Source organism: Trichormus variabilis 0441 (assembly GCF_009856605.1).
Lineage (GTDB): Bacteria > Cyanobacteriota > Cyanobacteriia > Cyanobacteriales > Nostocaceae > Trichormus > Trichormus variabilis.
In genome coordinates this window covers 178788-201003 of record NZ_CP047244.1, presented here as the reverse complement: position 1 = coordinate 201003, position 22216 = coordinate 178788, and the positions used below count along the sequence as shown (strand labels likewise).

Below are 22216 nucleotides of genomic sequence, written 5' to 3'. Positions count from 1 at the left end.
AGGAAGACATGGTGCTGGAAGTGCTTTATTTGCGCGACAGTACTGCAATGCAGAATACGTTGACATACTCCCCAGCCTAAAGGCGTGGGGATTCTAGGCTCAAACAGCGATAGCAGTTTCATACCGACTTACATCCCCTAACCCAACAGTCGATGCCCCGACTGCACAAATTACTTTAGATGCGTTTTCATCCCTTCCATTTACTGATTGGCAAGATGGGCAACGCCATTCTCTAATAGATAAATCCAACTCTTCTAGAACGTGTCCACAGCCAGAGCAAGTCTTAGTGGATGGATACCACTGGTCGATGAAAACAACCAGTTTATTCTTCTTTTTAGCAATCCATTTTAAAATTTGTAGGAACTCGCCAAACGCCAAATCTGATATTTTTCTTCCCCAAAGTCGTTGCATTCCCTTGAGGTTCAGCGTCTCAAAACACAGTATATCAAACTTATCTGTTAGTTCATGGGCCAATTTCCAAAACCAATCACGCCGACGATGAGAAATATCTTCATATTTGCGTACCAAATTTTTCCTAGCTCGCTCCCTGTTGGATGAACTCTTTAGTTTTTTGGAATGCTGTCTGCTGGCTTTTTTGATGGCGTTGAGTGACTGCTTGAAAAATTGGGGTGATTCAATTTTAGTACCGTCTGAGCAAGTGAGGAATGTTTTCAACCCAAAATCAAAGCCAGCGATTTTACCCGTCTTAACTTCAATTTCTGCTTGACTAACATTATCAACCACTACAACCATAAACAATTCACCTAATGGTGTGCGTTTAATGGTTAAGGTTTTAACTGTTCCCTCAATGTCTCTAGACTTCCAAAATTGATATACTCGATGCCCAATTTTCACCCTGTTGCTACCTAAAAACTTATAACCAGCTTGTTTGAGAGTGAATGATTTGTATTTTTTAACCTTTTTAAATCCTGGTGGTCTAACTCCTTTTTTATTGTGTTTAAAAAATAGTTGATAGGCTTTCTCTATGCGTTGACAGATATCTTGTACTGCTTGAGAACCTAGCGATTGCCAGAATAAATTACGTTTTCTTAATTTGGCAATATGAGACTGAAGTTTTGCACAACTCAAGTGATTGCCCCACATTCTGTAGTAGCGTTTGTGTAGAGCAATGCAATGATTGTAGATTACCCCAGCCGCATTAATAATGCGCTTAAGGTGTCTATTTCTTTTGTGTTGATATAGCTTAAACTTCAGTGTCTTCATATTAGTATTTTACCAAAAATATGAAGCTAAAAACTCAGATTCTTCCTAAATTAAGCAAAGTCGCCCTTCAAGGGCGAGGCTTTAAACCCATGTTTTTTGTAATCCCCAAGGACGACAAGGACAATCCTGGGCGATCGCAACCAAAGACCTAAATAAGGGTATCCGGTCAATTCCCCTTCCCCAAATCAAATCCCAAATTGAGAAACTAGTCGAATATGCAAAGACTCATCCTGAATTAGAATTCCTAACAACTAATGGTCTGACCCCACTTTTTCGCGTTGTACCCAGTTCTATTGATATGCGATCTCCTTACCTTTGTTCGCTAAACAGAGGTTTGTTAGAACGAGAAGACGGTGCGGAGTGTACTTGTAAGGATTGTGCCATTGACGCTTTGATTAGCTGGATTTGTAATCACTTGAAATACAGGTGTGACACGGATATTGTCATTAATTGGAAAATTGTAGAAAGCCTCGAAATTCGTTTGTGTTGAATCTCCTATTTCACTTGCGATAAACGGCTGACCTACAGCTATGCCTGCCAGAGCATTTTCAATGAATAGATCCAGAAAAGCTACACCTGCCATCCAATAGCTAGGCTTTAAATCACCAAAGGCAGTATCAGCGTAGCTACCGTAACCGTAGCGTCCAAAAACAGCAAAACGGTCTGAAAGCGTCAATTCCAAGTTGGCTCCAAAGACATCAAAGTTCCCTCCTAAAATACTACCGCTCGTATATTGCAAGCGTAGCGCAAACATTCTAGAAGGAGCGTATTCTAACTCAATGATTCCTTGATAAGGATCGCCAAACAGCCCTCCTTCTCCTCGTCCGTTGGGATAAAGAATGTATCCCAGTGGGAAAATACCAGGAACTGGAGATGAACTCTCTATTTTCGACCGACTCGCAGATGCCGCCACATAAGCAGCTCGTGCCGTAAATGCGCCTTCATTCGGATTCCACCTGATAGCAGCACCCGCTCCTAGCCCTTGAACTGGGAAAAGAATATAGTTATTTACCAACGCTTGCGTAGAGAAGTCTAGAAAACTGACATTTGCATAGCGGTTTAAGTCTACATAGTCAGTAAGACTGATGACTGGGCCTAGGGAAAGCGTCAAATCCTCAGATAGAGAAAAGGTATAATTCAGACGGGACACGCCAAACTCTTCAACAGGGGGTTTGGCTGAATAGTCTAAAACGCTGCCAAAACTGGGTTCTAACAATCCTGCTGCATTGTCATCTGCCCCATTGCTGCCAATTTCCAGCCAGAGTTCTAGCGCATCTGTTCCATTAAAACTTGTAGTGAAGTCTAGGGTAGCTCGGTAAAGGAATGTAAGGTTTGGATCTTTTGTCGCAATTTCTCTACCTGTGACATCAACAATGCGATCGCCGCTAAAGCCTCCGCCAGTGACTCCAAATACAACTATTCCTGAGAATGTGGTGGTTGTCGAGAACTGACTTGCTTCCAACTTAGCAGTTCGGGCTGCTAATCCATCTACACGTTCTTGTAGTGTGCTGAGTTCGCCAGAAAACTCTTCTTGAAGTCGTTGTAGTGTCTCTAAATCATCACGAGATATTCGTGAACCAGTTCCTTGAGCAATTTGTTCGCTGATTTGTTTAAGTGTTATGTTCAATGCTAGTGCAAATTCGTCGCGAGTCATTGCTCTTAGATGCAAAGCGGCTTGTCGTGAGACATCGCCCCGAAAAGTTTGGGCTGGATAGCCTGTAAGAATGTTATATCGAGAGATCAAAGACTGAAGCACCTGAAATGCCCAATCTGTCGGTTGAACATCATCCAGTTGATTTACTGAAGTCACTTGTCCTTGTAGCGTTGCGTCTGATTCTTGAGGAATAATTTGATGAATTAGCTGAGTAATTGAAGTTGGAACAACAGGAGAAAGTGTAGGGACATCCTCTGTTGCTTGTTTTTCCTCAAAAGTTAAAGACTCAACAGTCTTGGCTAGGGAAGGAGTTGCATGATTGAGGATGACGAAGCTCAAAACACTCAAACAACCCAGTATATGAAAATTTGCAAACCAATAATTTTGCATACTTCAGTAGTAGATTTTTAGAAGGGTTAGCGCTTACGTCCAAGCGTGAGTGCTGCAAAAGCAATGATCGACAAAAACATCCCGGCGGTACAAACTCCATTCCATCGCCAGAGATTCCAGCCGTAAGCACCCAGGAATGAACCGATCGCGCCACCAAAGAAATAGAATGTGACAAACAGCGCATTCAAACGGCTATGCGTTTCTTCAGGTAGCCTGTAAATCAATGCCTGGTTGGATACTGTTGTCACCTGTACCCCCATATCTAACAAAATCACGCCAACAATCAGTCCCCATAGTTGGTATCCAAACAACCAGAACACCAGGAAAGACACAGCAGTTGCGAGTAAGCCCAGTGCAATCGCGAGTCTCGGACTTCTGCGATCGGCAAGTTTGCCAGCTAGTGGCGCGCTTGCGGCTCCAACGACCCCAATCAACCCAAACAACCCAGCGACCTCGCTGCCATATTGATAAGGTGGTTGTTCTAATAGAAAAATCAAGGTACTCCAAAAAACGCTAAATGCCCCGAAAGCCATTGCACCTGTAATTGAAGCTTCTTGCAAGATAGGCTCTCGAACCAACTTCAACATCGATCGCATCAATTCTCGGTAAGTAAACATGACCGCAGGCTGACTGTTGGGCAGCACACTAAACAGAACGAGCGCTAACATCAACATTACGCCACTCGCAATCCAATACATCGACCGCCAACCTAGTTCTGCACCAACGAAGCCACTCACCGTCCGGGCAAGAAGAATGCCAATCAGCAGTCCGCTCATGACTGTGCCGACAACTTTGCCCCGCATTGCCGCAGGAGCAAGTAAAGCTGCAAAGGGAACCGCAATCTGAGGTACGATCGTCGTTACCCCAACGATGAAGCTAGCAATAATTAACCAGCCAATGGTAGGAGAAACAGCAGCCGCAGCTAAAGCTAGAGCAGTTCCAATGAGCATGTTAACGAGCAAACGTCTGCGCTCTAGAAGATCGCCGAGAGGAACGATGAAAAAGTTGCCCATTGCATAGCCAATTTGTCCCAACGTCGGAATTAATCCTACGTCTTGAACAGAGGCGTTCAAATTCTGAGTAATTGCTGCAAGCAGGGGTTGGTTGTAATACAGGTTGGCAGCAGCAGCCCCACTGGTAATTGCCATTAGCCAAACGATATTGCGATTCATAATCATTGAAAAGATAGAGAGCAAGGCATTGCAGGCAATGCAGAACTTAGTCGCTCGATTCAGATGCAGGTACTAGATTGCCAAGTTTTTACAACTTGTTGAATGGCTTCATGAGCAGTTGCAATCGCTAGTTGTCGTTCTTCAGACCCGATTGCCAGATTTTCGGCATGGATAAACGTGACATCAGTTATACCAATGAAGCCAAACACTGCACGCAAATAAGGCTCTTGAAAATCGAGTGGTTCGCCTGCATAGCTTCCGCCTCGTGTTGTAATTACCAGCACTTTTTTATCTTTTAACAGTCCTTCGTAACCATCAGCACTCACCACAAACGTCCGTCTGACTCTCACAATCTGATCGATGTATGCTTTGAAACTGGCAGGTACACTATAGTTGTACATAGGAATGCCAAAGATATAGAGGTTTGCCGCCAGCAGTTCAGCAATCAACTCATCGGAAATCATCAAGGCAGATTGTAATTCTGGAGTGAGTTGAGCTGGAGGACAAAACGCAGCAGCAATCCACGCTTCATCGATCGCGGGTACTGGATAACGTCCTAAATCGCGATAAATGACAGGAACATCTAGATGCATTTGTTTCCACAAACTCACAAATTGTTGGGTTAAGGAGCGTGAGATAGAGCGCTCGCCGCGTGGGCTAGAATCAAGGTGCAAAAGTTTCATGGATTAATCCTCTTAAAACCTGTTTGTAGAGTCAAAAAAACAATTACATCAGGTGTTGTATGAGTAAGATTGCAGCTTATAAATCAAGATGACTAAGCAAGATACTGGTTTTTTGCTATTCGTTGATATCTGACAAAGAGTAGGGCATTGCAAACCAGCAAGACTGCGCCAAAGCCAAATAACGCCTGCATCACGCCAAATTTGTCAGACACAAAGCCAATCAGAATTACAGGGATGCCGTACCCCAAATAAGCGCAGACAAAATAGCCAGAGGTGAATCTCGCAGATTGAGTGCCGCTTATCTGTACCACTTCAGCCAATCCGCCCAGGTAGGTGAACCCGTAGCACGCCGTTCCAGCGATCGCCACTCCTGCCAGCACCAACCCTAAATGACCAAGCCATGCTCCACATGTGAAGCTAAAATAGCCAGTTACCAGCAGGACAGCACCGATCTGAAGCGATCGCCGTGCCTCTAGCCGACGGGCAAAAGGTTGAAACACAACCCCTGCGATCGTAATGATGAATAGCATTAGACCTGCCCAGTTCGGTAGCCCATATCTTGTTAGCTGGGTAGGTAAAATGACACCGACAATTCCTGCCAAAGACCATGCCAATGCGATCGCTAACCCTGCCCAAACTGCGCCCATTGAGAAACTTGGCAGCCGGATCAACGCTGCTGAAGCCGTTGCCTGTTCTGGAATACTAATAGCTAAACTAATACAGCCTAGAAGGAGAATAAAGACGACCCAATAGCTAAGCGGCACCAGTGAATAGCGATAAAACAAAGTGGCATTCGTAAACAGCGCACCACTGGAAAAGCCCAAAGCAGTAGTTAAGCTGACGTAAGCAGCAACCTTCGTGGCATTTTGTGGCATTAGCGCTGATAGGTATGCCGTTCCTGTTCCAGTCATGAAACCAACACTAATTCCTTGTAGAACTCGTGTGACGAACAGCGTGTAGATATTCGGCTGAACAATCATTAAAAACGTTGCGACACAAGCTAATAGCAAACTTGTGAGGATGACAATTTTGCGTCCAATCCGGTCAGAGGCTCCACCCAGCAGAAGCAGCGTTGGCACCAATCCTGCAATATAGGTTGAGAAAACGATCGCCGAAACACCACTACCAAAACCTGCCATCTTTGCATAAGTACCGTACAGGGGAATTTGCAAATTCGTTGCGTGGGTGATGAGGAAAATGGCTACTGCCACAATGAACTGGGGTCGTTTCATTGTGAAACTCCTGAAATCCAAGTTGTATCTGTCAAAAAAGCCTTGGTTTTGCATCAAATATGCGATTGTTCCAGCAAACTTCAGCTGCTATAGCTGCACTTTATAAAGAATAATCTTTATAAAATAACTCTACAAAACCGCCTCAATGCTGTCTTGCACATTCTTGAGTTTTTGGACACATTCTTACTGACTTTTAATAAATACTTTGGGACTTACACCCACCAATCGTTTGAAGTGTCGGCTGAGGTGGCTTTGATGGGTGAAGCCAAGACTGTAGGCAATTTCTGCGATCGTTAGGTTACTTTGTCGTAGCAATTGCTTGGCACGATCTACTCTGCACTGAATCACATACTGATGCGGTGCTAACCCGGTTGAATGTTTGAATAACGTTGAAAAATAACTCGGACTCATTTGCACAATGGCTGCTAGTTCCGCAAGTGCCAAGTCCTGTTCAAGGTTTTGATTAATGAAATCAATCACCTTCTGCAATTGGCATTTGGCTAAACCACTCTGAGGTCTAGAGATGGATCTTTGGGCTGAGTAATGCCGTAACAAATGAGTCATCAAAGCAGCTGTTAGCGAATCAATATAGAGACGACTGCCAACTCCGCTAGACTCCAGCTCTGACTTGAGCGCGAAGCCAAGACTGTAAATCAGCTGGTCAGGTTTGCTGAAACTGGGGACAAGCTCGATATCAGTGGCAGTTGTCAGATCGAAGGTATGACGTGCAAACGTCCTCGCCTCAAAACTGAGGGTAATAAATTCGTACTCGGTGTTCCAATAAGCCGAATTTAGGACATCAGCTGGCACAACCGTCACATCGCCATACCCAAATTGCCGCTTTTGAAAGCGATGTTCGATCATCTCTTCAACCATTGGCGGCGAAGGACTGCGATCGTGAATGATAATGCGATGCTGCTTGGAATGATTTTCTGAAAGCTGATGTGGCGGATGCCGATGATATTGCAGTTGAATACCATCCCATTGAGCTTTGTCGCTGGAAAGTAGGGGCGCTTCAGGGTAAAGCTTTAGCACGTCATCCTTTTGAGCAAAGTCAATAACTAACAAGTCTGAGGCTAACATTGCTTGCTTTACTTCCTTGGACTGTACATGGCTTCAAAATAATGGATAGTAATATTTGTTTTTCCTAGGTGCTAGACTGCATTACAGCTTAATTTAGTTTCTAAAGATAAATCTTTAGAATCATCATAAGTATCCTGCTTGACTTTGTAAAGACTTTTCTTTAATTTGTTGATTATGAAAACTGATCGACCAGTAGAATCAACTAGCATTCGGACTCGACAGGCGGTTGTCAAACGGCTCAAGCAAGAAGGATCGATAGATGCGGAAACGCTCGCCTCCTACTTGAACATCACTGCAATGGCAGTGCGGCAGCATCTCTACGCTTTGCAAAAAGAAGGATTGGTGACGTACCAGAAACAAGCGCGTCCAATGGGACGACCTGCCAAGTTATGGGAGTTAACGCCTGCTGCCGATCGTTTTTTCCCCGATCGCTACGCTGAGTTAACGTTGGGTCTGATTAACTCAATGAAAGAGGCATTTGGTGAAGAGGGATTTGATCGGCTACTGGAAGTTAGAACTCGCGAACAAATTCAAGCGTATCGAGCGATCGTACCTCGCCATACTCCGCTTCAACAGCAACTAGAAGCGTTAGCAGCGCAGCGAACTGAGGAAGGCTACATGGCAGAGGTCACAGATCAAGCCGATGGCACCTTTCTCTTCGCTGAAAAACATTGCCCCATTTGTGCGGTGGCAACTGCTTGTACTGGGCTGTGTCAGATGGAGTTAGAAATCTTTCAAGCGGCTTTAGGTGACGATGTGAGCATTGAACGAATTGAACACATTTTGGCGGGCGATAGATGTTGTGTATATCTGGTTATCAGTACTTAAACAAAACTAAAGAAGAAAGAAGAGTACAATGCTTATCTGGCATAGCTTTAACCTCAAAGTAACCTCTGACCAAGATAACCTTGACGGTAATCACTTTTCTTTAATCTGGAAGCTTGATGTGCAGACCACTGGCGCAGAGGAGTAACTTTCTCTACATGAAGTAGCTTCTGGCGATAAGTATTATTATCTGTTAGTTGGGCGATCGCACCAGCAATAAATCGAGCACAGCGTTCTGGTTGAGATGAGACTTGTTCTTCTGCAAACCGGATAACCAACCAGTTTGCATCGACAAAACACTTGTTTCTATAGTCATCATCGCCGATACAGTGAGTGGGCTTGCCAGTTGCAAATGAGATAGGTTCATCAACCTCCAAGTCTATGTGTAAGCCAGTATTTGGTTCAATCAACAGAAAATCAGCCGTAAATGGTAATTGATGCCCTGGTGGAAACATCACCTGCTGGGGAGAAACAATTTCACCAAAATAATGTTTGAGAACATTTTCAAACAACCCCTCACTTGCCCCAATTGGTGCATCTCCTTGTCCAGATGGAAAAACTAATGGGGTAAACTGTTTTTTCTCTTTAACTAACTCTGGAATAACAACAATTGGATATTCCGGTGTTTTAGCCATAACTGAAAACCGAAAAACTTGGAAAATCAGAGTTCTTGGCAATTATCTAAATTTACAACATCATTACACAATCAACAAAATACTGAAAAGAAACCAACTTTTTTCTAATTTTTTGGATTTAGAAATTAGAAAATTATCAGTTATCGTACAGCATCCCTTCTAGATAAGATTGCTTCTGATTACGCTACAAGCAATTAAGATGAAGTCTAGCTTTGAGTATCTAGAAGACCTGCTTGCGGACAATTATCCAATCATCGCCTGTGAATCCCCCCTCCAAGAACGTCACCGCTTCCTCATTCGTATTACTACTTCCTGTCAGCAAGTAGGTAAAAAAGTCTATATATGGAATTTAAGCGAGGACAGTATTAAAGAATTAGCCATCAGCACCGAAAATAATCTTATTTTTCAAGAATTTGAGGACTATAAACCTTCCATAAAACAAAATACAGAAGACTATTTTCAAGTACTCAATTTTTGGAGGGTTTATTCTGGCACTGGAGTACTAATCATTGAGAATATTTTTCCTTGGTTAAAAGAAAGCATAACTAAAGATACTGAATTTATTTTTCTATCAGAATGGATTAAGTCATCTCTAGTTAATCTAAAATTTCATACAAACAATAGTGATAAGACTACCATATTACTAGGAGCAAATGCCGAGATAGCAAGCGAAATAGCAGCAGAAATACCCCTTTGGAGCCAAGAATTACCAGATACACAAGAAATAATTACTAGTTTAATTAGCAGTAATTTATTTTCTTTAATTTATACTGAACAAGACTATTTAGAAATTGCTAACGCTAGTGCTGGTCTGTATATTTCTGATATTATTTCTTGCCTAACTGATATTAGAAAAAGTCATGACTTAGGAAATTCCAGTGAGATAGCAAAGCTTCTACTAGCAAAAAAAATTCAATTGCTCAACCGCTTGTATGACATCGAATTCTTACCTCCACCAAAAGTACAACTTGGTGGGTTAGAACTCATGCAGCAGTCATTCAAAAAGTTCAAGCGATTGCTTACCCCGCGTGCCAAACAATACAATCTGCGTGTACCCAAGGGGATTATGCTTGTGGGGCCACCAGGGACGGGAAAATCACACTCAGCAAAAGCCTGTTCCCAGAACATGGGTATTCCCCTCATCATGGTCGATTGGGGCAACTTTAGAAGTTTTGGCAACCAAGCAGAAATGAAACTCAAACGCTTGTTGCGACTGGCAGATAGGCTCAATCAAGTAATTTTGTACTTCGACGACTTTGATAAAGGCTTCGCCGGGGATGATGACCTCGCCAAACGGCTGGCTGGTCAGCTGTTGACGTGGATGCAAGAGCGCACGTCAGATGTACTGGTCATTGCGTCAGTTAACCGCATGGAATGGCTGCCACCCGAACTCACCCGTGCTGGACGGTTTGACTATTTATTTAAAGTAGATTTGCCCAATAATGGAGAAAGATATAGTATCTTCAAACTGCACGCCGCCCGGTTTGACGAACGCTTTCGCAATGGCGGCGACCCTTGGAGTGAAGAACAGTGGCGCAGAATTCTAAAAGCCACCAATCGTTGTGTAGGTGCAGAAATCCAGACAATTGTAGAACGCGCCGCTAGTACGATATTCTGCGAAACCATAACAGAAGATACCTACTCAGAAAGCCAACTCCCAGCACTTGAACTAACAATCGAGGCATTACTAGAAGAACGCCGTCAGATTAACCCGCTTGCCATCCGCGAAGCCGATAGAGTCGAATCGATGCGTAACAAAGCTGACCAACAAGCTTTACCTAGTAGTCCCCTAGACGAAAGCAAGTTTGCTGTTGGCAGCATTGAGATTTTCAGCTAGCACGCCTCATAAATCAATTCAAAGTTTCATCATGTTTGGACGAAAGCAAATGTAACTAAAACATTTCAACAGTTCATAATGCTCGCCATTTCTAAACACTTTACTATCTTATTTAGCTAAAACTATGGAAGTCACAAGACAAACCGCTCAAACCAACATTCAAACTAAACAAGCACAAAATCCAGAAAAAAGCCTATTTTACAAATTCATCAAATTTATCAAATTTGTTGGGCCAATTGCTGGTTTTACTGCTGCCCTCTCACCCCTACCGCTATACTTTTGGACTCGCCAGCCTCAGTATTTACCTATTGGCGCAACCTTTACCAGTAACAATCAAACAGTTCAACTCGAATTAGCAGACGATAGAAAAGAATATGCCCACGGACTCAAATTTCGTAATTCGATTCCTGAGAATCACGGAATGTTATTTGTCCTTAACAAACCTGAAAAAGTTAAACTTTGGATGAAGGATACGTATATTCCTTTAGATATGATATTCCTCCAAGATGGAGTTATCAAATCAATCGTAGAAGCAGCTCCCCCTTGCAAAACCAAAACCTGTCCTAAATATGATTCAATTTATCCTGTTAACCAGGTTATTGAATTACCTGCTAACAGTACTAAAACCCTCAATCTCAAAGTAGGCAAGAAACTTCAACTCGATTTCAACACAAACAAAACGCAGAATTAGTTGGCAGAGAGTTGAGCCATCACAACAACCTAGCGGTAAATAACCGTAATTACACTACCTCATATATCAATGTTTGACCCCCGATATAGGCTATATCGGGGGTCAAACATTATGAAATCAATCACTGATTTAATTATTGGAACTTGTCAAGCAAATTTGCCTGAGTTTTCACTGAATGATTTACTGAAAAACATAGTGTCTAAAAATAGAAAATTTTTAGATGATTTCACGGTTATTAATCTCATAAAATAATTTCACAAGTGAGAAGTTGGAGCAGATATTTACTCCAATAAAAACTTTGGTAAAAAGCAGTGTTTCGACCTTAGTTACTCTACAAAGTTTCATCCACTAATTTCTGAAATAATCTTTTTATGAGAACAGACTACGAATCTGATTTTGGCAGCGATCGCATTCCTTGCAACGAAGAATACGGATACTCTACTCCCAGCCGTCGCCGTCGCAACTGGAAAGAAAACGCCAGCATCGCCGGACTAATGGCAGTTGGTACTGGTTTGATGATTGCAGATATCTCACTCCACCACATGGTGATGGCATCACTCGCGTTTGGAACTGGCATCGTAGCGTTACTACCCAAGGAAGCAAACTTGCTACTTTCCAACTTTGAGAAATGGCAGCGCAAGTATGGCATCAATATTTATACTGTCCTGTTTTGCTTGGTAGGTGTAGTATTTATGTTGGATATCGCCACTGCACCCGCAAATGCCCAGTTCATGCAAAACGCAGAGGACTTCTTCACAGAATACTTTACTGGTGTCAATGAAGATATTATTAGGTACGTATTTGCGGTACTGCGCGGTTTGTTCCTAATTTACCTGGGTATTGGTCTTATTAGGGTTGTTCAAGCAGCCAGAAACGACGAAGACTGGGTGCGATTCGTTTAACTGAAACCAGTAGAAATACTGGGGGATAGTTAGCTTGGTTTAAAACCATGACAACTGAATGATCATGTAGGTGAAAGTCCTACTCCGTAAGTGCAACGGTAAAAGCACTTCCCCTATTCGGGAGACTGGTTATCAAACGAGTAAAGCGGGGAAGAAGGGCAGACTTCTGAGAGCCGTACTCAGCAACCTGTCTAGCAAGAACCCATGAGTAACTATATGTGAAGACGCGATTGAACCATCGTTACGTCGGATGGGCAACGACGGCTAATCAGCCCAAGCCAAAAGGCAAGGAAATAGGGAACTGGCGATTCCAGTCTCGACCAGTCAGCACTTCCCTCTAAACCCGGTGGAGAGCGTCACTCTAAAGGTTCAATCAATGGTCATTCGGAACGAAGTAATCCATCTATGCGCTCTTGAGTTTTTAGCACTCAAGTAGGGAACCACCCACAAGCCATAAATGGAAGGGAATGTGTCAAAAGCCAAAGCCCAGAGTAATGCCTGGGATATGCAGACAGACACACGACATTTTGGAAGGTATAGTCTCCACTAGCAGTAATATGTCTAAAGCCGAACCACAGTTCAGGATGGAATCAGAACAAGACAAACCGCACAAACCCCGAATTGACCCGACCATTCAATGGCAGTCCATTCCCTGGAAGAAGCTGGAACGTCGAGTTTACAAGCTGCAAAAAAGAATATACCAAGCCGCGAATCGTGAAGATGTCACTACAGTTCGCCAGCTTCAGAAAACCCTACTCAAGTCCTGGTCAGCAAAATGTATTGCGGTCAGAAAGGTAACTCAGGATAATCAAGGGAAAAAGACGGCTGGGGTAGATGGTGTCAAACTATTAACACCCCACCAACGTTTGCAACTGGTTAAACGTCTCAAACTCTCTTCCAAAGCAAATGCTGTGCGAAGAGTCTGGATACCAAAGCCTCTAACCCAAGAAAAAAGACCTCTGGGTATTCCCACAATGTATGACCGTGCATTGCAAGCCTTAGTCAAAATGGCACTAGAACCCGAATGGGAAGCACGTTTTGAACCTAATTCTTATGGCTTTCGACCAGGGCGTTCGGTGCATGATGCAATTAGTGCAATTTATCTTAATATCAAGCAAAAGGCAAAGTATGTGCTAGATGCTGATATTTGCAAGTGCTTTGAACGCATCAACCATGAAGCATTATTGACAAAACTGAACACATTTCCCAGCCTACGCCGTCAAATCAAAGCATGGCTCAGGGCTGGGGTGTTAGATGGAGATAGTTTATTTCCTAACCTGGAAGGGACACCACAAGGAGGCGTTATATCTCCTTTGCTGGCAAATATTGCCTTACATGGGTTAGAAAATCAGATTAAGATGGCATTTCCGCGAATAGACCGCAAAATTAATGGTAAGAAGCGGACAATTCGACCACCAGCCTTAATCAGATATGCAGATGACTTTGTGGTCATCCATGAAGACCTCTCCATAGTTCAAAAATGTCAAACTCTAATTGCTGATTGGTTAAAAGGCATCGGACTAGAGTTAAAACCAAGTAAAACATCTTTAACTCATACTTTCCAATCTTATGAAGGAAAATTGGGTTTTGACTTTCTCGGATTTCATATTAGGCAATATCCCGTAGGAAACTACCTAAGTGCCAAAAATTCGTATGGTCAGTTACTTGGATTTAAAACCCTGATTACTCCAAGCAAGGATAAGTTGAAACAGCATTTGCTTCACATCGCCCGAATAATTGACACCCATGCTCTCTCTCCACAAGAAACTCTCATCAGTAAATTAAATCCTGTGATCAAAGGGTGGGCAAACTTTTATTCTATCGGTGTCAGTAGCAGAGCTTTTTCAAAAGCGGACTTTTTAACTTATCAAAAACTGCGTGCTTGGGCTACTAATAGATGTACTCACAGTAGTAAGCACGAAATTGCTAACAAATACTGGAGAGTAGCTCAAACAAATAAATGGTGTTTTAGTACACCTGATGGTCATCAGCTTATTAAGCACAGTGATACCAAAATTATCAGACACGTCAAAGTGAAAGATAATCGCAGTCCCTACGATGGAGATTGGGTTTACTGGAGTTGCAGAATGGGTCATCACCCAGAAGCGCCTACAACAGTTGCAACTTTATTAAAAGAGCAACAAGGTAAATGCGCTCATTGCGGACTCTTTTTCCGTGATGGAGATTTGATGGAAGTTGACCATGTTATTCCTAAATCTAGAAAAGGGAAAAACTCTTACAACAACCTCCAATTACTCCACCGCCATTGTCACGATACTAAAACTGTTACAGATGGGTCAATCTCACGTTCAGTTTTAACACAGGATTATCTAGAGGCTCATCCCTTTTAAATATCTCTGAGTCAAAAGCGGTACTTATGAAAGAAGCCAATTTGTTGAGGAGCTGGATGAGGGGAAACTCTCACGTCCAGTTCTGTAGAAGAGTTAAAGAAAGTGATTTCTTTATCGACTTCATCCAAACAATCGCCCGTACACCAATTATCGTTGCCCTCACAGTTGTAGTCGGAGACTTGCTCGCAGGACTAGTAACAGGCTGATACGTCACTCGTCAAAAAAGCCACCACGAGTGGCACAATTCCACAAGTGCCACTCATCAAAATTTCAAAAACTGACTTTTGTCTTTCGTAATAATGGGCAGAGAACGGGAATTTCGTACTGTCAACCGCGTATTAGGAGAACAGCCACGCCTTGGGCCATTCCCCGCCGACCAAATTGTTCCTTGGAGTGCGATCGCTCTCATCTCCTACATAGTAGTCAAGGGTTTTATGCAAGCTTCCTGGCTCGCAACCGGAATTGTAACTGCTTGGGGATGGGCAACTTGGTGGACGGTAAGTTCCAACAAAGCCTTCTTCGGTAAGTTTGTCGGCACACCCCGCATCACCCGTGGCTATAAACCTTTTGTTTCTCTCGTTAATCCTTTACAACCTCAATCCCAGAAAAAGCACCAGCTGAAAAAACGCAGATAAAGCTGCTCCAGTAAAAAATATCACCGAACGAGACTACAGGCTATGAGTTCGACCGCCTCCACGAAAACAAAGGACAAAATTGGTAAAAAATCCCTCGATACCGAACAATTAGGTGTTGTCAAAAACCTAACACCGTTCGAGGATATTACTCATTTAGCCGGGATTGCAAGTATCTCACTTGCTGGTCGTAGAGATATCGGCGCACTCATCCTCCAGAAAAAAGAAGATATTCAAATTAAGTTCTGCTTCGACGTACAAGGAGTCCACCCGTCTTTACCAGAAGAACAGATTCTCCCGATTTTTGAAAATATTGAGGGCGGACTCAAAGAACTTCCCGAACGCGAAACCTTAACAATTCATCTTGGTTCGTTCACTGATGATTTTCTCCGGCAGCAGGAACTAAAAAAGATAGAGGATAACTGCGACCTAGAGCAACTAACTTTATTAGTGCGATCGGAACGTCTGCGGGCAAGAGAACTCACTAAAGCAGGAACTCGTAAAAATAAGTTTTTACGTTTCTGGTGTACCTATAGTGTCCTGGCTTCAGAAGACAGTCGCTCAAATGATGCAATTGAAAAAACTATCAAACAATTGCAAAATGCCTGGTTCCAATTTACTGGACAAATTCACGGTGTTCGGCAAGAACGAATTGAAACAATTTTACGGGATAGTTTTACCTCTGGGTTTCAACGGTGGGAACAACTTTTGACAAACTCGATGGGGCTTTCAGTACGAGCAGTCACGAGTGAGGAAGTATGGTCAATTCTTTGGAGCCAATTTAACCGTAGCGATGCACCCAAAGTTCCCAATCCCCTCATATTAGATGAAGAAGGACTTCGAGAAGTTCAAACTAGCGATTTCCACATTCGCCACCTGATGCTGGAGAATGAAAAATCTGTCCCGTTTCTCGATCGCAGCTGGGTAAGACTGCAAGACAGGTATATCGGCGTTCTTCAGTTTAGCGAAAAGCCCCAAGGCTGGGTAGATGAATACGCCCAGCTTCGATATCTGTGGGAAGTAATATCTAAAGAAAAAATCTCCGACACTGAGATTATCTGCCAGCTATCTAAAGCCAACCAGGGACTTGCCAAAACTGCTCTGCAACGGATTACCAAACAGTCAATTACCTCCAGTGCCATGTCTTCAGAGAAGGGGTCAATTGACGTAAAAGCCAACATGAACATCGAGGAGGCAGTTAAGGCACAAGAAACTATCCTCAGAGGCAGTCTCCCGATTCATACTGCTGTTGTTTTTTGTGTCCATCGCCACAGTCGTCAAAAACTTGATGAAGCTTGTCAATACCTTTCTAGCTGCTTCTTGCGCCCTGCTGTAGTTGAGAGAGAAATCGAGTATGCCTGGAAAACATGGTTACAATGTGTACCTGTTGTTTGGGAAAACCTACTTACAAGGCCATTTAACCGTCGCCTGCCTTATTTCTCATCAGAAGTTCCCGGACTCATGCCGATAGTTAGAACAGCTACGGGAGATAAATCCGGGTTTGAGCTAATTGCTGAAGAGGGAGGAACCCCAGTACATCTTGATTTGTACAAGCAGCACAAAAATCTCGCCATTTTTGGTACTACTCGTGCGGGTAAATCTGTCTTAGTAGCAGGTCTATTAACACCTGCCTTGGCTCAAAACATTCCCGTAATTGCACTTGATTATCCCAAACCCGATGGTACTAGTACGTTTACTGACTACACCAAATTTATGGGAGAGGAAGGAGCGTATTTCGATATTAGTAAAGAGTCTAACAATCTATTTGAATTACCTGATTTAAGGGGGTATGAGCCTGAAGTTATTAAAGAAAGGATGACCGATTTCAAGGAATTCTTGAAATCCACATTAATGATTATGGTACTAGGAACAAATCCTGTAGGGGTAAGTCCGACAACGGTATCAAATATTGAAAGTATTATTACAATCACAATTGAAACTTTTTATAACGATGAAGATATCAAGCTTCGGTACAAGCTAGCACTAGAAAATGGATTAGGAACACCTGAATGGGCAGATATTCCCACACTTAAAGATTTCTATAATTATTGTTCGCCTGGGTTTATAAAACTCGATTCCATCACCAATAATAGTAAAGAAATTCTCGATGCCCTTGACCAAATCAGATTGCGATTAAAGTTTTGGCTAAATTCACGAGTTGGGCAGTCAATCGCCAATCCATCTAGCTTTAAAACTGATGCTCGATTGCTTGTATTCGCACTGCGATCGCTTGGGAGTGAAGCCGATGCCGCAGTCCTTGCCCTGAGTGCCTATTCCGCAGCCTTACGTAGAGCTTTATCATCTAAAGTATCAATATTTTTCTTAGACGAAGCACCGATTTTATTCAATTTTGAGAGCATAGCCGAGCTAATTGGTAGACTCTGCGCTAACGGTGCAAAAGCAGGTATACGTGTAATTTTATCTGCCCAAGAACCAGAAAGTATTTTCCAAAGTAAGTCTGCTTCCAAGATATTTGCTAACATCACAACCCGCCTGATCGGTCGGATTCAAACATCGGCAGTTGACCCATTTGTGAACAGGTTTAAATATCCTTATGAAATTATCTCGCGTAATAGTACCGAAGCATTCTTTCCCAAACGCGAAAGTATTTATTCACAGTGGTTACTTGATGACAATGGCAAACTTACTTTCTGTAGATATTATCCTGCTTATTGCTTACTTGCAGCAGTAGCAAATAACCCGAATGAGCAAGAATTACGCACTCTATTTCTCAATAAATATGCCGATAATCCAATGCTGGGTATGGTGAAATTTTCAGAAAGCTATATACAACTGCTTCGGGGAGATGAGTTAAGTCAAGAAGCACAACAATTACTAAAAAATCAGCGATAGCGTGAAAGTCCCTGAGCAAAATTAACAAAGCAACATAGTTGTATGTTTCGTACTTTATAAAAGGAATGTAGGCGTTCGCGTAGCATCTTGTAGAAAAGCCTTACCGTAGGGTAACGCGAACAGTGTTTCTACGCAATCTTAACATTATAAACTCGCAAATAATGAGATAATTAATAATATTAATGAGGTGATTTCTTTGTACGGTTGTCAACAAGTTTTGATTCACGCGGATAAAGAATTAAAAGGAATTTTAGAGTTTATCTGTTCTGAAGCAAATAAACTATCAAATTGTGCCGTCTACTATGCTCGTCAAATATGGTTTAAAGCAAAACGTTATATAACCAAGTTTGAGTTAGATAGCGAAATGAAATCAAACCGTCATTTTCAAACACTCTATTCTCAAGCAGCGCAGCAATTATGCCGTTCTGTGTATGAATCGTTTGCGTCATTCAAGCAGCTTAACGCTTTGTATAATCGTGGCGAATTAGCAGATAAACCTAGACCACCAAAGTACAGAAAGAATGGTTTCAATTTAGTTAGTTATCCAAAGCAGGCACTAAGGCTAAAGGATGGACAGATTAGAATACCACTCGGTTCGCAGGTAAAAGTGTGGTTCAAGCTAGATTCTTTCACTTTACCAATGCCATCAAATTTGAGGTTTGAGGACATTAAAGAGTTACGAATTTTACCTAGAAACCGTTGCTTTTATGCTGAGTTTATCTACAAAACTAATACCGTAAAGTCGGACGTAGATAAAAGCAGAGTTTTAGGTATTGATCACGGGTTGAATAACTGGTTAACTTGCGTCTCTAATGTAGGAACAAGTTTTATTATTGATGGTCGGCATCTTAAGAGTTTAAATCGTTGGTACAACAAACGAGTGTCAACAATTAAAGAGAATAAACCTCAAGGTTTTTGGTCTAATAACCTTGCCGATATCACCGAGAAACGCAACCGCCAAATCAGAGATGCTATCAATAAGGGTGCCCGAATTGTTATTAATCACTGCTTAGACAATCGCATTGGTAGAGTCGTATTTGGGTGGGGTCAAGGCATCAAGCAAGAGATTGATTTAGGTAAAAAGCGTAACCAACAATTTGTCCAAATCCCCACAGCAAGACTCAAAGCACGGATTGAGCAACTATGCCAACAACACGGTATAGAGTTCGTGGAGACAGAAGAAGCTAACACATCAGCAGCATCATTTGTTGATGGTGACATGCTCCCAAAACACGGTGAAAAACCCGATAGTTGGAAATCTTCTGGACGCAGAGTGAAACGAGGATTGTTTAGAACGGCAATGAATTGGTGCATCAATGCAGACTGCAACGGTGCAGCCAATATCATCCGTAAAGTAAGCACAAAACTTGGACTTGATTTAAGTGGAGTGTCTAGGGGTGCTTTGACTCACCCCACCCGGATCTATATCTGGGTGACAGCTAATAAGAAGCAAAGCAACGAGGCTTTAACCCGTCGCGTAGCATCCTCTTAGAATCCCTTGAATTCATTCAGGGGAGTAGTCAATGGATAACAATAACAATCAGCCATTAAAGTCAGCATAAATTATAGAAGAAAAACTAAGAATAATCTGTATTTATAACAAGAAGAATCAATAACTCATAAACAAGTGGCTTAACTTTAATTGCCACATTGATTATTTTATCCACGAAAAGTATGAAACCAAAATTCAAGTTTACTAAGAAAGGAGTAATAATCGGGTCAATAATTGGTCTGGTTACTTTACTCGGTACAGCACCCAGTTATGCCTTTTCAATTGACGACTTCTTCAAGGTTTTAGGGAAATTCAATAACTATTTTGAGGAAACCAAAAAGGAACTCACTTCAGGAACTAATAAATGGGGTGGGATGAAAGGCGAAGCTAAAACTGCTATTCAGACTGGCAGTATGGATATGCCAGATCCAGTAAACTCAGCCGAAAAGCTCAAAGAGCAACTTAAGAGCAAGGGTAACTGGAATGAAAGCAACACAGTTGAAGCTGCGGTCAGTGCAGCTAACGAACTGGAGAGAGAAACCACCCGCGCTACGATCGCCAGCGTCTTAGGGGAAGTCGGTCAGGAACGTACCAAAAATGAGATAGAAGCAACTCAACAAACTGTAGCCGAGGCCAAAGAACTCGCAGAATCTGCACAACCAATGGATGCTTCACAAAACATCCTCAAGGTCATTGCCGCCCAAAACTCGCAAATTGTCTCAATGTTGGGTCAATCTCGCATTGACGGACTGCAAACACGGCACGATGCCCAGCAAACTAACCTAATGCTATCTCAACTTGCCGAACAGGGGGCAAGCGATCGCCGTCGTCAAAACCTGATGATGGACGGTATCAGCGCCCAGTATATCGAAATCAGTGGGTTTAGCAGTCTCAAAACTACCGCAGGTGAATAATTCACCCTAATTAGTTGGTCATCTCTGCAATTGAGATGACCAACTCTCTATCAGGTACATAATACAGACCATGTTAGAACATCTTGTAATTGCAACCGACCCATTCTTCGGGCAAGACATTTTAGAAAATGCGTCAGCTGGAGCGCAATTAGTAGCAGAAGGTTTCAATGAACTTTGGCAAGAAACCCTCAACGGTAACTTGTACGGCTCCATGTGCAAAGTTGGTCAGTTTTTTGCGATCGCTACACTCACCCTTTTTATGGTTGAGTTAGGCAAAAACTGGATAAATCAAGAAGATATGAAAGCTCTCTCCAGTTTGATATGGCCCATTCTGGTGATCGGACTACTAGCTAACAATGGCACTTTACTTAGAAGTGGAACACTTGCCATCCGGGGATACATTAATACTGTTAATAATGACATCCTGGAATTTACTGCTGCCGGAGCCAACCTAGAAGTAGCATTCAACCGCGCAGTCGGCAATATTGCCCTCCAGCAGCAAGTAGGGGCGGCAATGGAAAGATGCCGCTCCATCCCTGGTAACACGCAAGATTCAATCACCTGCTTGCAACAAGCAGAAGCAGAACTCAAAACCTCTGCGCCCGATCTATTTAAAGGAGAAGCCCCCGATAGCGGTAGTTGGGAATTTAACCCACTTCAGGCTTTATCTGATGCTAAAGACGCGCTCGAAAATCTCTCCCCTGGTCAAATCGCCGAAAAGATTGGTAATACTATCACCAGTACAATCGGTTCGATGATTACTGGATTTGTCGCAGTTATCCTCCTCGCCCTCAATAACGCTTACCAATGGGGTATAGAATTCACGATGCTTTTAACTGCCCTACTTGGCCCGTTGGCAATAGGCGGTTCGCTACTCCCCTTTGGCGCAAAACCTATTTTCGCTTGGCTAACTGGTTATTTCACCGTTGGAATGGCGAAACTCTGCTTCAACATGATTATTGGTTTGTGCGGACAACTTATCGCTAATTCCGAACAAAATCAACCGATGATATTTCTGCTTTTTGTTGGGTTAGTTTCTCCTATCCTTGCATCTGCATTAGCCGCAGGTGGTGGAATAGCTGTTTGGACAGGATTAGGTAAAACAGTAGCATTTGGCTCTGAAATTGCAGCAGGAATCGCTACAGGTGGAGCAAGTACAACTGCTACGGTTGCTGTCAATGCCACCAAATTTGTTAGTTCCAAAATCAAAGTTAAAAAGTAATAAATCAGAATTCAGAAGTCAGAATTCAGGAGTCAGAATAAATGAGACAGCCAGCCAAAACATTTCAAGATTTGATAGTTTGGCAAAAAGCACACCAGTTTGTTTTATTGGTATATCAATTTACTAGTCAGTTCCCTAAATCGGAAATATATGGACTTACCTCCCAATTTAGACGAGCAGCAATCTCTATTGCAGCAAATATAGCTGAGGGTTTTAAGAAAAAAGGAGCAGCAGATAAAGTTCGTTTTTTAAACATTGCACAAGGTTCTTTAGAAGAATGTCGCTACTATCTAATTCTTTCAAAAGACCTTGACTATGGTGACATTTCAGGATTAATGCTTCAACTTGAGGAAGTTAGTAGGCTACTAACAGGCTACGCTAATTCCATTCTGAATTCTGACTCCTGACTCCTGAGTTCTTCTTT

21 protein-coding genes are annotated in these 22216 nt (G+C 42.6%); 14 read left to right on the top strand and 7 right to left on the bottom strand.

Annotated elements, in window-relative coordinates:
• Positions 1–99: 99 nt before the first annotated feature.
• Positions 100–1224: an RNA-guided endonuclease InsQ/TnpB family protein gene (locus tag GSQ19_RS29060; protein ID WP_011316878.1), complete on the bottom strand. Its 1125-nt coding sequence runs from the start codon at positions 1222–1224 to the stop codon at positions 100–102.
• Positions 1225–1244: 20 nt separating this feature from the next.
• Here GSQ19_RS29060 and GSQ19_RS30395 point away from each other — a divergent pair, with 20 nt between their 5' ends.
• Positions 1245–1376 carry a hypothetical protein gene (locus tag GSQ19_RS30395; protein WP_255449079.1) on the top strand — a complete coding sequence of 44 codons (132 nt, stop codon included), beginning with the start codon at positions 1245–1247 and terminating at the stop codon, positions 1374–1376.
• 185 nt (positions 1377–1561) lie between these two features.
• Here GSQ19_RS30395 and GSQ19_RS29055 read toward each other — a convergent pair whose 3' ends face one another.
• The 5 genes from GSQ19_RS29055 to GSQ19_RS29035 form a co-directional block, all read right to left on the bottom strand.
• Complete coding sequence (locus GSQ19_RS29055; protein WP_011316877.1) at positions 1562–3268, bottom strand: iron uptake porin; 1707 nt, start codon at positions 3266–3268, stop codon at positions 1562–1564.
• A 26-nt stretch (positions 3269–3294) separates the two neighbouring features.
• Complete coding sequence (locus GSQ19_RS29050) at positions 3295–4416, bottom strand: MFS transporter (protein ID WP_104010106.1); 1122 nt, start codon at positions 4414–4416, stop codon at positions 3295–3297.
• Positions 4417–4499: 83 nt separating this feature from the next.
• Positions 4500–5123: an FMN-dependent NADH-azoreductase gene (locus GSQ19_RS29045; RefSeq protein ID WP_011316875.1), complete on the bottom strand. Its 624-nt coding sequence runs from the start codon at positions 5121–5123 to the stop codon at positions 4500–4502.
• 92 nt (positions 5124–5215) lie between these two features.
• Positions 5216–6355 (bottom strand): MFS transporter, encoded by a 1140-nt coding sequence (locus GSQ19_RS29040; RefSeq protein WP_011316874.1) that lies wholly within the window; start codon positions 6353–6355, stop codon positions 5216–5218.
• Between the two features lie 183 nt (positions 6356–6538).
• Positions 6539–7438, bottom strand: coding sequence for a helix-turn-helix domain-containing protein (locus tag GSQ19_RS29035; RefSeq protein ID WP_011316873.1), 900 nt, complete (start codon positions 7436–7438; stop codon positions 6539–6541).
• Positions 7439–7612: 174 nt separating this feature from the next.
• On the opposite strand from GSQ19_RS29035, the gene GSQ19_RS29030 reads away from it, so the two are divergent.
• Positions 7613–8266, top strand: a complete 654-nt coding sequence (locus tag GSQ19_RS29030) for a helix-turn-helix transcriptional regulator (protein WP_011316872.1) — start codon at positions 7613–7615, stop codon at positions 8264–8266.
• Positions 8267–8319: 53 nt separating this feature from the next.
• On the opposite strand, the gene GSQ19_RS29025 is transcribed toward GSQ19_RS29030, so the two are convergent.
• Positions 8320–8898: a hypothetical protein gene (locus GSQ19_RS29025; protein WP_011316871.1), complete on the bottom strand. Its 579-nt coding sequence runs from the start codon at positions 8896–8898 to the stop codon at positions 8320–8322.
• 199 nt (positions 8899–9097) lie between these two features.
• On the opposite strand from GSQ19_RS29025, the gene GSQ19_RS29020 reads away from it, so the two are divergent.
• The 12 genes from GSQ19_RS29020 (at position 9098) to GSQ19_RS28970 (ending at position 22199) form a co-directional block, all read left to right on the top strand.
• Positions 9098–10735 carry an ATP-binding protein gene (locus tag GSQ19_RS29020; RefSeq protein ID WP_011316870.1) on the top strand — a complete coding sequence of 546 codons (1638 nt, stop codon included), beginning with the start codon at positions 9098–9100 and terminating at the stop codon, positions 10733–10735.
• Between the two features lie 124 nt (positions 10736–10859).
• Entirely contained in the window at positions 10860–11426 is a 567-nt protein-coding gene (locus GSQ19_RS29015; RefSeq protein WP_011316869.1) for a DUF192 domain-containing protein, read from the top strand.
• 371 nt (positions 11427–11797) lie between these two features.
• Positions 11798–12328 carry a hypothetical protein gene (locus tag GSQ19_RS29010; RefSeq protein WP_011316868.1) on the top strand — a complete coding sequence of 177 codons (531 nt, stop codon included), beginning with the start codon at positions 11798–11800 and terminating at the stop codon, positions 12326–12328.
• A gap of 218 nt (positions 12329–12546) precedes the next feature.
• The gene (locus GSQ19_RS30390; protein WP_255449114.1) at positions 12547–12669 is read left to right on the top strand and encodes a hypothetical protein; all 123 of its coding nucleotides are present in this window, start codon (positions 12547–12549) and stop codon (positions 12667–12669) included.
• A 243-nt stretch (positions 12670–12912) separates the two neighbouring features.
• Positions 12913–14679, top strand: a complete 1767-nt coding sequence (gene ltrA / locus GSQ19_RS29005; RefSeq protein WP_104010087.1) for a group II intron reverse transcriptase/maturase — start codon at positions 12913–12915, stop codon at positions 14677–14679.
• Positions 14680–14705: 26 nt separating this feature from the next.
• Positions 14706–14885 carry a hypothetical protein gene (locus GSQ19_RS29000; RefSeq protein WP_096560880.1) on the top strand — a complete coding sequence of 60 codons (180 nt, stop codon included), beginning with the start codon at positions 14706–14708 and terminating at the stop codon, positions 14883–14885.
• 93 nt (positions 14886–14978) lie between these two features.
• Positions 14979–15314, top strand: coding sequence for a hypothetical protein (locus GSQ19_RS28995; protein WP_011316867.1), 336 nt, complete (start codon positions 14979–14981; stop codon positions 15312–15314).
• Positions 15315–15356: 42 nt separating this feature from the next.
• Positions 15357–18164, top strand: a complete 2808-nt coding sequence (locus GSQ19_RS28990) for a hypothetical protein (protein WP_011316866.1) — start codon at positions 15357–15359, stop codon at positions 18162–18164.
• A 196-nt stretch (positions 18165–18360) separates the two neighbouring features.
• Entirely contained in the window at positions 18361–19656 is a 1296-nt protein-coding gene (locus tag GSQ19_RS28985; protein WP_011316865.1) for an RNA-guided endonuclease InsQ/TnpB family protein, read from the top strand.
• A 182-nt stretch (positions 19657–19838) separates the two neighbouring features.
• Positions 19839–20570, top strand: a complete 732-nt coding sequence (locus GSQ19_RS28980) for a hypothetical protein (protein ID WP_011316864.1) — start codon at positions 19839–19841, stop codon at positions 20568–20570.
• Between the two features lie 70 nt (positions 20571–20640).
• Positions 20641–21792, top strand: coding sequence for a hypothetical protein (locus tag GSQ19_RS28975; protein WP_011316863.1), 1152 nt, complete (start codon positions 20641–20643; stop codon positions 21790–21792).
• A 41-nt stretch (positions 21793–21833) separates the two neighbouring features.
• Positions 21834–22199, top strand: coding sequence for a four helix bundle protein (locus GSQ19_RS28970; protein WP_011316862.1), 366 nt, complete (start codon positions 21834–21836; stop codon positions 22197–22199).
• Positions 22200–22216: the final 17 nt, after the last annotated feature.